Source organism: Paraburkholderia azotifigens (genome assembly GCF_007995085.1).
In the GTDB taxonomy this organism is placed as follows: Bacteria; Pseudomonadota; Gammaproteobacteria; order Burkholderiales; family Burkholderiaceae; genus Paraburkholderia; species Paraburkholderia azotifigens.
Genome location: NZ_VOQS01000005.1, coordinates 358,279 through 371,300, shown reverse-complemented (window position 1 = coordinate 371,300; position 13,022 = coordinate 358,279). Strand labels below are relative to the sequence as shown.

Below are 13,022 nucleotides of genomic sequence, written 5' to 3'. Positions count from 1 at the left end.
GTCGACAGCGACCCTGCGCGCCGTACGTGTAAGCACCCGTGTACTCGTAGACTTCGGCCTGCGCGGGCAGATCGCCTTGCGTGGTCATCGTCGGCACCGAAGTGCCCTTCGGATTGATGGCGGTCGCAGGCGACTTGTAGTCGAACGTGCGCGTGGTCAGCGTCGTGCTTTGCAACGTACGCGTGCCGCTCCATTGAATGAAAGCGTTCGTCTCGCTGTTCGTGCCCGCTCGGTAGAAGTTCACGGTCTGCAGCGACATTGGTTTGAGCGTGCCGATATCGTCCGTGATGACGAGCGTATGCGATTTGCCGTCCGCGGCCTGCTCGACGTAACTGAACAGCCCTTCGGCTTCCATCAGCCGATGACAGAAATTCCAGTCGGTTTCGTATTGCACGCAGAACGAGCGCTGCGCAAGCGGCTGGCTCAAAGCAAAGCGGAAAGCGCCTTGCGCCTGAGGATGAGCGTTGAATACATCCGTGAGAATCGCGTCGGCGGTTTTATCCTGCCAGATGCGCGCGTCTTTTCTGAAGCGCAGAAAATGCAGCCACGACGTAAAGCCGATCTGATAGCTGGTCAGCGCGCTGTCGGAACCGAGCCGCCTTGCGGTATGCACATAACCGTGATGCGGGCGATAAGTCTGTTCGCTCTGCTGGATCCATAACGTAACGGACTGCGCAATTAGCGACTTGAGTTCGATGCCGTCGCGTGAGGAAATAACGTCGACGGTAAAGGCGCTATCGCGGCCCAGCGCCGCAAAGCCAAGCGCGCGTTGCGGCAGCAGCACATCGGCACCCAGCGGCGTGTCCAGCTTCAGCAGCCGGCCGGTCTGCGTCAATCCGCCCGTTATCGCCCCGACTATGTCCTGCGCCCCCATACCGCCTCTTGTTTATCCGATTGCGCCCACGCGCTACCGCGCGATAATACAGAATTGAAGACGTAAATCGCAATCGCATTTTAAAGACGATATGTATCGGGTCGTAATTGCCGGATTATCAGATGCCATTCGCATATCGGCAAAAAATAACTCATTGCCATGCGCCGCATTTAACAATCTTCTCAAGCGCGCTGCATTACCTCCATGCCCCGTTATTCACAAAACCTTTAACCGTTATTTCAAAGTCTCAGGCAGACGCCTCCCCAACCGTCTGCCGCAACAACTCCGCGGCAATATCCGCGACACGCGCCACATGCGCAGTGGCCGCCTCACGCGCGCGCTGCCCATCGCGGGCACGCAGCGCGTCGAGTATGCGGTTCATTTCCTGCACCGCCTGCCGCCCACGATCGTCGGAAGCAATCGTCATCGCGCGCAGGCGGTTGATGCGCGCATTCAGCGTCTGCACGATCTCCCACGCGACCTTCTTGCCGCCGCCATGAAACATCGCCTCGTAGAAGACCGTCGTCAGCTCGCGCACGGTTTGATGCGCATGCATGTCGAACGCCTGCTGGATGCGCGCAATGCAATCGGCAAGGCGTGCAAAAACTGCTTCGTCGGCATGCAACGCGCAGGCCATCGCGGCATCGCCTTCCAGCAGTGCGCGGATTTCGTAGATCTCGGCAGCCGTATCCGAATCGAGCATCGCGACAATCGGCCCCTGATTCGGAATCGAATCGACGAGGCCTTCCGTTTCCAGATGCCGCAACACCTCGCGCACCACGGTGCGGCTCACGCCCAGTTCCTCGCAGAGCGATCGCTCGACGAGGCGCTCGCCGGGATGAAAATGCGCTTCGAGTATCGCCGTGCGCATCTTCTCCAGCGCGAGTTCGCGCAACGTCGTCGTACGACGTTCGACTTTCAGTGAAGGCAGCGCGTGATTCATGGCAGTCGTCAGGCTTGAGCAAAGAGGCGCACGTCGCGCGTATCCCAATCGACGAGCGCCTGCGTGCCGATCGACAACCCGCTGTCATGGCGCTGCCCCACCGGCATGCGAATCGAAATCTCCTGCTGCCACGGCGTCGCGACCGCGTAGTGCATCGCATCGCCGAGATACGTGATGTCGCGCACCGTCACGGGCAAACCGCTCGCACCGTTTGCCCTGGACGTATCCTGCAACGCGTGAATGCGCATCTGCTCGGGCCGGATCATCAGCGTGCCGTCGTCGCCCGCCGTGAGCGCCGGATTGAAGCTGCCCGACGCCACTTCGTGGCCATTAGGAAACACGCCGTTCATACGGCCATCGCTATGCGCTGTCACGCGCACCGGCAGGAAATTCGAATTGCCGATAAAGCTCGCGACGAAGCGCGATGCCGGATTCGCATACAGTTCTTCGCCCGTGCCGACCTGCTCGATGCGCCCTTTATTGAACACCGCGATGCGATCCGACAGGCGCAGCGCTTCCTCCTGATCGTGTGTCACATAGAGAATCGTGACGCCCGTTTCCTGATGAATGCGGCGCAGTTCGAGCTGGATCTCTTCGCGCAACTTCTTGTCGAGCGCGGACAGCGGCTCGTCCATCAGCAGCACGGGCGGATCGTAGGCGAGCGCCCGCGCAATCGCCACACGCTGCTGCTGTCCACCCGACAATTGCGCGGGCATCCGGTCGCGGCACTCGGACAGATGCACGAGCTTGAGCATCTTCTCGACCTTCGCCTTCACTTCCGCTTCGGGACGGCGGCGCACGCGCAGCGGAAACGCGACGTTCTCGCCCACGGTCAGATGCGGAAACAGCGTATAGCGCTGAAACACCATGCCGATGTTGCGCCTGTTCGGCGCGACGGAGAGCAGCGGCTTGCCGTCGAGCAACACGCGCCCTTCACTCGGCTCCTGAAAGCCCGCGACGATATAGAGCGTCGTGCTCTTGCCCGAACCCGACGGGCCGAGAAACGTCATGAACTCGCCCTTGCGCACGTCGAGCGACACGTTATCGATGGCGACGACGTCGTCGTAAGTCTTGCGCAGGCGCTGGATTTGCAGGAATGCAGTCATGTCTGGTTCACCTCGCGGTTTACGTCGATTAGCGCGCGCGGCGCAGTACGGCGCCCGCCAGCATCAATACAGTTGTCAAGCCGACGAGCAGCGAAGACGCTGCCGCGACGACGGGTGTCAGGTCTTGCCGCAGCGTTGCCCAGATACGCACGGGAAGCGTCTGCAGCGTGGGGCTCGCCATGAAGATCGATACCACCACTTCGTCCCACGATGCGAGGAACGCAAAGATCGCGGCAGCGAAGATGCCCAGGCGGATCGCGGGCAAGGTCACGCGCAGCTTCACTTCGAGCGGCGATGCGCCGCAAATCAGCGCGGCATCTTCGAGCGCCGTGTCGAAGCTCGCGAGCGAATTGCTGATCGAAATGATCGAGAACGGCAACGCGATGATCAGATGGCCGATCACGAAGCCCGTCATCGTGCCGTTCATGCCGATGCGCAGAAAGAACGCATACAGTGCGACGGCCAGCACGACGACGGGCAATACCATCGGCGTGAGAAAGAACGCCTTGACCGCGTTGCGTCCGCGAAACTTGCCGCGCACCAGCGCAAGCGATGCGAGAAAGCCAATGAAAACGGACAGCACCATCACGATCACCGCGAGCTTCACGCTCGTCAGCAGCGAGTCGATCCAGCCTGCGTCGGTGAACAACTGGCGATACCACTCCAGCGTCCAGCCCGGCGGCGGAAAGATCAGCCACTGCGAGTCGCCGAACGACAGCGCGACGATGAACACGATCGGCAACAGAAGGAAGAGCGCGACGGCAGCGCCAATAGCAAGCAGCACCCAGCGCAAAGCGCCTAGACGGTCGAAATCGAGCAACATGTCAGTCCTCCCGCCGGGCCGCCCCAAGGGAGGCCGACGCCCCCTCGGGGGCAGCGAACGTAGTGAGCGTGGGGGTTGTTTCATCTCAGCGTCCTCCGCTAGAGCGTGTTAGGCACTTTTGGTGAGGTTTCCGAAATGGACGAGCATCAGAACGGCAAAGATGACGAAGTGAAGCCCGGCAAGTGTTTCTGGCAAGCGCTCGTAATCGCGCGCGAGTCGACGAAAGCGATTCAACCAGCCGAAGCTGCGCTCTACAACCCAGCGGCGCGGCAACAGGACAAAGCCCTTTTTCGCTTCCGCCAGTTTGATCACTTGAAGCTCAATTCCCTCGTCAAGCGCGGCCTGCGCAGGTTCCTCGCCGGTATATCCCTGATCGGCAAACGCGACTTTCACTGTCTGGCCGGTGGCCTGCTGGACCTGACGCGCAAGCTCGCCGACCTGTGCACGCTCCTGTTCATTGGCTGGTGTTACATGCACAGCAAGCAACTGCCCCAGAGTATCGACGGCCATATGGACCTTGCTGCCTTGTTTGCGCTTGTATCCGTCATAACCGGCTCGCGGCCCGCTCTCGCACGTCGACTGCAGCGTGCGCCCATCGAGAATCACCGCGCTGGGCTGCCCCTGGCGCCCCTGTGCGACTCGTATGATCGAACGCAAATCGCTGACCATGGCCTCGAAACAACCCGCCTGAATCCAGCGTTGCGTTTGCTGATAGACCATCTCCCACGGCGGGAAGTCATTGGGCAACAGGCGCCAGGGTGCACCCGCGCGCACGATCCAGCGAAGCGCGTTGAACATTTCGCGCAGTTCGTATCGACGCTGCGGTGCGTCTTTGTTCATCAAGGTCAAATACGGCGCGGCGAAGTGCCATTCTTCATCCGATACATCCGTTGGGTAGGGGCGGCGTTTGCTCATTCCGCCAGGTTACCAGGTTTGGCAGCAAGTGCCTAACACGCTCTAGTCGCTTTAGCACTATCCGTGAAGCGCAATTGCAACGCATAGAGCGCAAGCGTTACGGCGAGCAGCACGAATGCAGCCGCACCTGCGAGTCCCCAGTTCAGCAATTGCTGCACGAGCTGCGCGATCAGTTCCGCGAGCATCATGTACGACGCGCCGCCGAGCAACGCAGGCGTGACGAAATAACCGAGCGCCATCACGAACACCATCAGCGCGCCGCTCGCGATACCCGGCATGGCGAGCGGCACCAGGATCCGCCAGAACGCCTGCCAGCGGCTCGCGCCGCAGATCGCGGCGGCCCGCAGCGTCGACGGATCGATGCTGCGCAGCGTCGCATGCAGCGGCATCACGAGAAATGGCAGCATGATGTACGTCATGCCGATCGTTACGCCGATCAGGTTGTTCACGAGCGTCAGCGGCTCGCTGATGATGCCGAGCGCCATCAGCATGCGGTTGATGGGGCCCGTCTGCTGCAACAGCACCATCCAGGCGAAGGTTCGCGCCAGCAGATTGGTCCACATCGACAGCAGCAGGATCGCGAACAGCAGCGAACTCAGCTTGCGCGGTGCAATGGCGAGCAGCCACGCAGTCGGAAAGCCGATTGCGAGCGTCGCCAGTGTCACGACCGTCGCCACCAGAAACGTATTGCCGAACACGCGCAGATAGGTCGTCGAGCCAACCAGTTGCGCGTAGTTGTGCAGCCCCGGCGACGGCTCCAGCACGCTGCGCAACAGCAGCGACAGCACGGGCAGCAGGAAGAAGATCACGAGCAGCAGCAGCGCGGGCACCAGCAGGCGAATGCTGCGCCAGTCGCGCCGCCGGCGCATGCCCGACGCGAGCGGATGCGCGACGGTACTCAGGACATTAGGCATGGTGTCTCCACTCCGGTGACTGTGCGACGCTCATGGGCGACGTTCATGCGCCGCGCGCTTACTTGGACTGCCACGCGTACCAGCGCTTGGCTATGGCGTCGCGATTCTCGGCCCAGTACTTCATGTCGAGATTGATCTGCGAGGTCTTGTACTGATCGGGCAGTGTCTTCGCGATTGCCGGCGACATCAGCGAGGCCGACTTCACGTTGACGGGCGCATAGCCCGTTTCGGTGGCGAACTTCGCCTGCGCCTGTGCGCTCGTTGCGGCAGCGAGGTACTTCATCGCTTCGGCCTTGTGCTTCGCGCCCTTCGGAATCACCAGCATGTCGGCGGCCGTCAGGTTCTGGTTCCAGGAAATGCCGACGGGCACGCCCGTCTGTTCGAGCGCATGCAGACGTCCGTTCCAGAACATGCCGATGGGCGCTTCGCCCGACGCCAGCAGCTGCTGGGACTGCGCGCCGCCGCTCCACCACACGATGTCGCCCTTGATCGTGTCGAGCTTCTTGAATGCGCGGTCGAGATCGAGCGGATAGAGCTTGTTCGGCGGCACGCCATCGGCGAGCAGCGCGATTTCCAGCACGCCGGGAGCCGACCACTTGTAGAACGTGCGCTTGCCGGGGAATTTCTTCGTGTCGAACAGATCGGCCCAGTTTTGCGGCTGCGCGCCCGTGTACTTCGACTTGTTGTAGCCGAGCACGAACGAGTAGTAGAAGCTGCCTACGGCAGCCGGCGTGGAAAAGCGCGGATCGAGTTCGTCCTTCTTCACGACGGAATAGTCGATCGGCTCGATCAGCCCTGCCTTTTGCGCGGCGTAAGCGAAGTCGCCTTCGACATCGACGACATCCCAGTTCACATTGCCGCTGTCGACCATCGCCTTGAGCTTGCCGTAGTCGGTCGGGCCGTCCATCAGCACGTTGATGCCCGTCGCCTGCGTGAACGGCTGCGCCCAGTTCTTCTGCTGCGAAGACTGCGTGGTGCCGCCCCAGCTCGTGAAGACGATCGGGTCCGCGGCGAGTGCCGGCGTTGCCGCAAGCGTCGCCGCGCAAAGCGCGATCAGCGGCGCGAAATACGTGGTGCTTCTGCTGCTCATGTCTGTCTCCTGGGGATATGTCTTGTGTCGATGCGATGCGTACGGCGGCCCGTCGTAAGCACTGTTTCAGGCAAGCGGCGAAAATCGCGCTGGCTTCATGATCCTGTTTTCCATCTCTTCCATCAGCGCCTGAATCTTCGGCGCAAAGGCCTGCCATGCCGGGTCTTCGGCGAGCGCCGCGCGGCGGCGTTCGCGTTCGTCGAGGCTCGGATAGGCCCAGATGTGCACGATCTGGTTCAGCGGACCGACCTCCGAAAAGAAGTAGCCGATCAATTGCCCCAGATACCGCTTCTGCAACGCGATACCCTCTTCCTCGACGAGCTTCAGATAGGCAGGCACGGCACCCGTCTTGATGCGGTACGTGCGGATTTCGTAGAACATGCGGACTCCCGGTGCAAGGGTTGGCGGCTCAGCGCATCACGAACGGATCGGCGATCGGTTCGTCCGACGTGCGGATCCACACTGATTTCGTGCGCGTGTAATCGAGCACGGCATCGAGTCCGCCTTCGCGTCCGAGTCCGCTCAAGCCATAGCCGCCGAACGGCACGATGGGCGACACCGCGCGATACGTGTTGACCCACACGATGCCCGCGCGCAACGCACGCGTGAGCCGATGCGCGCGCGTCAGATCGCGCGTGAACACGCCCGACGCAAGGCCATACCGTGTGTCGTTCGCGAGTGCGATCGCATCGGCTTCCGTATCGAAGGTGACGACGCTCAGCACGGGCCCAAACAGTTCTTCCATCACGCTCGGCACCTGCGCATCCGGACAGTCGACGACGGTCGGCAAAAAGTAGTTGCCCTCCGTCATGCCGTCCGGCTGCTTGCCGCCCGTCACGATGCGGCCGCCCGCTTCGACACTCGCGCGCAGCACATGCTGGATGTGTTCGAGTTGACGGCGCGTCGCGAGCGGGCCCATTTCGGTCGCCATGTCCTGCGGATTGCCGATGCGAATGTCGTGTGCCTTCGCGACGATCCGTTCGATCAGCGCAGCGTGAATGCCGCGCTGCACGACGAGGCGCGAGCCCGCAACACAGCTTTGACCCGTCGCCGCGAAAATGCCTGCAATGACGGCATTCGATGCGCTGTCGAGATCGGCGTCGTCGAAGACCAGCACAGGCGATTTGCCGCCCAGTTCCAGCGACACGGCCGCGAGGTTCTCCGCCGAATTGCGCACGACGTGGCGCGCCGTTTCGGGGCCGCCCGTGAAGGCGATCTTCGACACGAGCGGATGGCTCGTCAGCGTGCGTCCGCAATCGTTGCCGAAGCCCGTCACGATGTTGACGACGCCCTTCGGAAAGCCCGCTTCATGCACGAGCCGCGCGAATTCGAGCAAGGGCGCGGGACCGTCCTCGGATGCCTTGAGGACGATCGTGCAACCTGCCGCGAGCGCCGGTCCGACCTTGACGGCGGAGAGAAACAGCTGCGAATTCCACGGCACGATACCCGCGACGACGCCGACCGGTTCGCGCCGCAGCGTCACTTCCATATCGGGTTTGTCGACGGGCAGCCAGGCGCCCTGAATCTTGTCGGCGACGCCCGCGTAATAGCGGTAGTACTCGGCGACATACCCGATCTGGCTGCGCGTCTCGCGAATGATCTTGCCCGTGTCCTGCGTTTCGAGTTCGGCAAGACGCGGCGCATGTTGCGCGACGAGATCGGCGAGCTTGTACAGCAGCTTGCCGCGCGCGCTCGCCGTGAGGTTCGCCCACGCCGGATCGTTCAGCGCGCGATGCGCGGCCCGTACCGCACGGTCGACATCGTCCGCGCTCGCGGCGGGCATCTGCGCCCACACGTTGCCTGTCGACGGATCGGTGCTGTCGAAATGCTCGCGTGCATCTTCGAACGCACCATCGATGTATTGCTGGAACCGCTGGACCATGTTCGCCACTCCGTTGTGAGTTCCGCGAGGTTGCATTCAGCGCGATGCGAAAGCCGGCATCACGTCGGAGATGAACAGTTCCAGCGACTTGCGCTTGCGCTCGAAACTCATATGACTGTCGAGCCAGAAGCTGTACTGGTCGTAGCCGAGTTCTTCGTAACCCTTCAGACGCGCGATCACCTGTTTCGGCTCGCCGATCACGAGATTGCGGCGAATCGCTTCCGGCGAGTATTGCGGGAACATCTCGACGTCGGCGTCCGTCAGCGGCTCGATAAAGCCCTGTTCGATCGGCCGCTCGTTCTTGAACCACTTGCTGAAGTAACGATAGAAGCGCGCGAGATCTTCGACGCCCTCGTCCACTTCCGCGGCATTCGCGCCGACGAACGTGTGCATCAGCATCATCACTTGCGGGCGCGGCACTTCGGGATGCGCGGCGCACGCGGCATTGAAGCGTTCCATCAGGCTCACCACTTCCGCATCGCCCGATGCGAGCGACGTCACCTGCACGTTGCAGCCGTTCGCCACCGCAAATGCATGCGAGTTCGGATCGCGCGCGGCGAGCCACATCGGCGGATGCAGTTGTTGAACGGGACGCGGCACGGGCGTCGTCTTCGGCCACGACCAGAACTCGCCCTGATGCGCGTAATCGCCTTTGAAGAGCTTGCGCAGCGCGGGCACCAGTTCGCGCATGCGCGCGCCCGCCGTCATCGCGTCGAGGCCCGGCAGCAGGCGCTCGTATTCGAAGTTGTAGGCGCCGCGCGCGATGCCGAGATCGAGCCGCCCGTTGCTCGCGACATCGACCATGCCCGCTTCGCCCGCGAGTGCGATGGGATGCCAGAACGGCGCGATCACCGTGCCCGTGCCCAGACGGATGCGCTCCGTCTTCGCGGCGAGATACGCCAGATTGACGAACGGATTCGGCGCAATCGTGAATTCCATCGCGTGATGCTCGCCGATCCATGCCGTCTCGAAGCCGCCGCGTTCGGCGATCTGCACGAGTTCGGTCATCTGGTCGAACAGTTCGCGATGCGACGTCTTGTCGTCGTATCGCTCCATGTGCAGGAACAGTGAAAACTTCATGATGTGTGTTCTCCCTTCAGTGAGCGAGCGCGAGCGTCTGCACGGTGCCCGCTTCCGTATCGCCGACATAGATGCCGAAGGCGTCTTCGCTGCGTTCGCGCACATAGCGTTCGAGCATCGAGCGCACGGCGTCGTCGCGCAATTCGCCCCACGGAATCTGCGCCAGCGGCACGATACGGATCGAGCTGTCCATCCACGCGGCGCCGCTGTGGATCACACGGCCGCGATAATAGATTTGTACACTCGGCGTTTGTCCGCTGCCCGATTCGAATACGGCAAACAGAAAGTCGAGATGCACTTCGAGGCCGAGTTTGGCGAGCACGCCTTGCAGGCTTTTCGGATCGCTGGACGGTTCGAGCTTGTTGCCCGTCGGCAGTTGCAGGCCTTGCGGCGTGTCGAGCAGCACGATGCCGTCGCGATGTTCGAGAATCGCGCCCACATGTGCGCTCGGACCGGCCGCCGCCAGCGCTTCCTGCGACAGGCTGAAGTTCACATACGCGCCCCGGCAATAACCGAGCGGCGACGAACTCGTATGAACAAAATCGACGACACGTCCGATCAAAATGATGTGATCGCCGGCATCGACGACTTCATGCGTCGTGCAGTCAAAGCTTGCAGCGGCGTTGTCGATCACGGGCGCACCCGTCGCGCGCTTTTGCCACGCGACCTGCTCGAACTTGTCGGCGGCCTTCGACGCGAACACGCCCGACACGCTCTTCTGATCTTCGGCCAGCACGCTCACCGCGAAGTGACGCGTCTGCGAAAACACCTGATAACTCGATGCCGTCTTCGCGATGCACACGAGAATCAGCGGCGGATCGAGCGACACCGATGTGAACGAATTCGCCGTGAAGCCGCGCGGCGAGCCGTCCGGCTGGATCGTCGTGACCACCGTGACGCCTGTCACGAACGCGCCGAGCGCGCGGCGAAAGTTGGCGATGTCGAAAGCCCGTTCCGCGGTCTGTTCGGTGATCGAGTCAGTCATGGCGTTCTCCGGAGATCGATCCATTCGTCGTATCGAATGCGTGTGCCGCACCCGCTGCCGAGGCTTCCGCGAGGAACGCGAGCAACCGTTCGTTGACGCGCGCGGGATCGGTGACGTTCATCATGTGGCGCTCGTTCGAGATGATCTCGGCACGTCCGAGCGGCGCGACGTCAGCCATCGCGCGCGACATCGACGGGCTCGAGTTGGGATCGCATTCGCCCGTGAGAAAGAGCGCTGGCACAGCGAGTCCGGCCAGGCGTCCGACATGCGCATCGTCCGAACTCGCGAACAGCCGGTAGGTGCGCGCATAGCCGACGGGATCGACGGACAGCAGCAGATCGCGCACGGCCTGCGCCGCCTGCGTCAGATGACCGGGAACGGGATCGCCGAACCAGCGCGACAACGTGGCGTCGACGCCGGACTCGGCGGGCTGTCCAGCCGATGCGTCGCCGAGCGTCGCGGCACGCGACATCACGGCTTCGCGCTGCGCGGGCGTGCGGTCATACACGGCGTTCAGCGCGGCGACGCTCAGTGTGCGTTGCGGATGCGTGAGCGCGAATTCGAGTGCGACGAGCGCGCCCATCGAATGTCCGACGACATGCGCGCGTTCGATCTGCATGGCGTCGAGCAGCGCCTCGAGTTGCGATGCGTATTCGTCGAGCGTCGGCGCGGGCGTCGGCAACGCGCTCGCGCCGTGACCGAGCATGTCGTACACGACCACCCGATACGCCGCCGTCAGCGCATCGATTTGCGGCGCCCACACGCTCTGGTTCATGCCGACGCCGTGAATCAGCACCACCGTGTCATGCGCGTCGCCGGAGTGCGGCGCGTAGACGCTGTAGCTCGTGCCCGCGGCCTCGCCACGCGACACGGCGCGCCCGGAGACAAGCTCACGCTTCATTTGACTCGAGCTCCTTCAGATCCTGATAGCGGTCGCCGATCCGGTGATGCGGACGGCCGCCGATGGACGCGCCGAGCGCGATCACGAGTTCATCGGGCGCGGGGGCATCGACGATCGAAAACTGCACGGTCAGATAGTGCGAACGCATGCCTTCGTCGTGCTTGTGCATCAGCGGAATCGAGATCGGGCAGTTCGGGCCGCCGCGCAGATTCGTGAAGCTCAGGTAGCTCTTCGCGCCGACAGCCTTGCGATAGTGATTGCCGAAACGCAGCGTGTGGATCAGCGCGGACGCGTGCTCGATTTCACCCGACGTGCCGACGACGGCCGCCTTGCCATAGCCTTCGATCGCATCGCCCGAACCGGCGACGCGCAGCATTTCCGCCGTGAGCATTTCGCCGAGTTGCGGCGCGAGGCCATGAATCTCGGGCTTCAGATCCTCGACGAAGCCGCGGCCCGCCCACGGGTTGCGCAGCACGGCCGCCGCGCCGAACAGCTTGAGCGGCCGTGCGGCGGCCTTGCCCCCTTCGATAAAGGTCTCTTCGACGTAAGTGACCAGCTTGCGCACTTCCAGCTTCATATCGTTTCTCCTGACGGGGCCTAGGCCGTGAATGTCGTTGGTTGAGATTATGGTATACCATCTTATGGCCCACACCAAGAGGCAAAGTATTATGGAATACCATGATATGGATCGCGTGCTTTCAGGCACGGTTTCGGCTGGGAATGCGTGACTTGTGCGACGCAGCACCTCACTGGCGAGGTGCAAAGAAAAAAGGCCGCCGGGGTTGCCGGCGGCCTTTGTGGACGTTCGCGGGACTAGGCGTGAGCGCCTGGGTCGTCTTGCTGCGCGAGCGCGTTCAGCGCGAGTTCGGCGGTACGTTTGATATGCGCGATCGATGCCGCCGCGGCCGCGTCGCCATCGCGCCGCCCGATCGCATCGAGCAGCTTGTTCATCTCGCGATTCGACTCGCCGCCTCGTCCTGGCACGGCGATGGTCAGCGCGCGCAGCCGGTTGATCCGCGCGTTCAGCGTCTTCACCACAGCCAGCGACACATGTTTTTGCGCGCCCTCGAACATGGCCTCGTAGAAGCGCTCGGTGTATTCGAGCACGCGCGGCAGGTCGTCCTGCTCGAACGCGTCTTCGATGGTCTTGCGGATCCCGCGCAACTGCTGCACGAGTTCGGGCGTCGACTGTTCGGCACAGGCGCGCGCCGCGTTCGCTTCGAGCAGCCCGCGCAGCTCGTAGATTTCGCCGACCTGCGCGGGATCGAGCCGCGCGACGATCGGCCCTTGCCGGGCGACGATTTCGACGAGACCTTCCGTCTCCAGATGCCGCAGCACTTCACGCACTACCGTACGGCTCACGCCCAGTTCATCGCACAGCGTGCGCTCGACGAGCCGCGCGCCGGGACGGAAATAGCCTTGTACGATCGCGCCGCGCAGTTTGTCGAGCGTGAGTTCGCGCAGCGTCTTCGCGTTGCGGTCGATTCTGAGGTCTGACATAGGCAGCAA

13 protein-coding genes and 1 pseudogene are annotated in these 13,022 nt (G+C 62.7%); all 14 read right to left on the bottom strand.

Annotation, left to right across the window (positions count from 1 at the left end; translation table 11 throughout):
* Positions 1-7 precede the first annotated feature (7 nt).
* Positions 8-874, bottom strand: a pseudogene (locus FRZ40_RS33420) (phage late control D family protein); the annotation flags it as partial.
* 247 nt (positions 875-1,121) lie between these two features.
* Entirely contained in the window at positions 1,122-1,817 is a 696-nt protein-coding gene (locus FRZ40_RS33415) for a GntR family transcriptional regulator (protein WP_028370793.1), read from the bottom strand.
* 8 nt (positions 1,818-1,825) lie between these two features.
* Positions 1,826-2,923, bottom strand: coding sequence for an ABC transporter ATP-binding protein (locus FRZ40_RS33410; protein ID WP_147237063.1), 1,098 nt, complete (start codon positions 2,921-2,923; stop codon positions 1,826-1,828).
* Positions 2,924-2,951: 28 nt separating this feature from the next.
* Complete coding sequence (locus tag FRZ40_RS33405; RefSeq protein WP_028370791.1) at positions 2,952-3,746, bottom strand: ABC transporter permease; 795 nt, start codon at positions 3,744-3,746, stop codon at positions 2,952-2,954.
* A gap of 108 nt (positions 3,747-3,854) precedes the next feature.
* Entirely contained in the window at positions 3,855-4,661 is an 807-nt protein-coding gene (locus FRZ40_RS33400; RefSeq protein ID WP_147233640.1) for an IS5 family transposase, read from the bottom strand.
* 32 nt (positions 4,662-4,693) lie between these two features.
* The gene (locus tag FRZ40_RS33395; protein ID WP_147237062.1) at positions 4,694-5,575 is read right to left on the bottom strand and encodes an ABC transporter permease; all 882 of its coding nucleotides are present in this window, start codon (positions 5,573-5,575) and stop codon (positions 4,694-4,696) included.
* Between the two features lie 58 nt (positions 5,576-5,633).
* The gene (locus tag FRZ40_RS33390) at positions 5,634-6,665 is read right to left on the bottom strand and encodes an ABC transporter substrate-binding protein (protein ID WP_028370789.1); all 1,032 of its coding nucleotides are present in this window, start codon (positions 6,663-6,665) and stop codon (positions 5,634-5,636) included.
* Between the two features lie 66 nt (positions 6,666-6,731).
* Positions 6,732-7,046 (bottom strand): NIPSNAP family protein, encoded by a 315-nt coding sequence (locus FRZ40_RS33385; RefSeq protein WP_028370788.1) that lies wholly within the window; start codon positions 7,044-7,046, stop codon positions 6,732-6,734.
* A 28-nt stretch (positions 7,047-7,074) separates the two neighbouring features.
* Positions 7,075-8,547: an aldehyde dehydrogenase gene (locus FRZ40_RS33380; RefSeq protein WP_147237061.1), complete on the bottom strand. Its 1,473-nt coding sequence runs from the start codon at positions 8,545-8,547 to the stop codon at positions 7,075-7,077.
* A 36-nt stretch (positions 8,548-8,583) separates the two neighbouring features.
* Positions 8,584-9,627: an LLM class flavin-dependent oxidoreductase gene (locus FRZ40_RS33375; RefSeq protein WP_147237060.1), complete on the bottom strand. Its 1,044-nt coding sequence runs from the start codon at positions 9,625-9,627 to the stop codon at positions 8,584-8,586.
* A 16-nt stretch (positions 9,628-9,643) separates the two neighbouring features.
* Positions 9,644-10,612 carry a flavin reductase family protein gene (locus FRZ40_RS33370; protein WP_167528735.1) on the bottom strand — a complete coding sequence of 323 codons (969 nt, stop codon included), beginning with the start codon at positions 10,610-10,612 and terminating at the stop codon, positions 9,644-9,646.
* A complete protein-coding gene (locus tag FRZ40_RS33365; RefSeq protein ID WP_028370784.1) occupies positions 10,605-11,513 on the bottom strand; it encodes an alpha/beta fold hydrolase in 909 nt (302 codons plus the stop codon). The genes FRZ40_RS33370 and FRZ40_RS33365 overlap by 8 nt, the downstream gene beginning before the upstream one ends.
* Entirely contained in the window at positions 11,503-12,090 is a 588-nt protein-coding gene (locus tag FRZ40_RS33360; RefSeq protein WP_028370783.1) for an amino acid synthesis family protein, read from the bottom strand. Before FRZ40_RS33360 ends, FRZ40_RS33365 begins: the two co-directional genes overlap by 11 nt.
* Before the next feature lie 236 nt (positions 12,091-12,326).
* The gene (locus FRZ40_RS33355) at positions 12,327-13,013 is read right to left on the bottom strand and encodes a GntR family transcriptional regulator (RefSeq protein ID WP_147237059.1); all 687 of its coding nucleotides are present in this window, start codon (positions 13,011-13,013) and stop codon (positions 12,327-12,329) included.
* Positions 13,014-13,022: the final 9 nt, after the last annotated feature.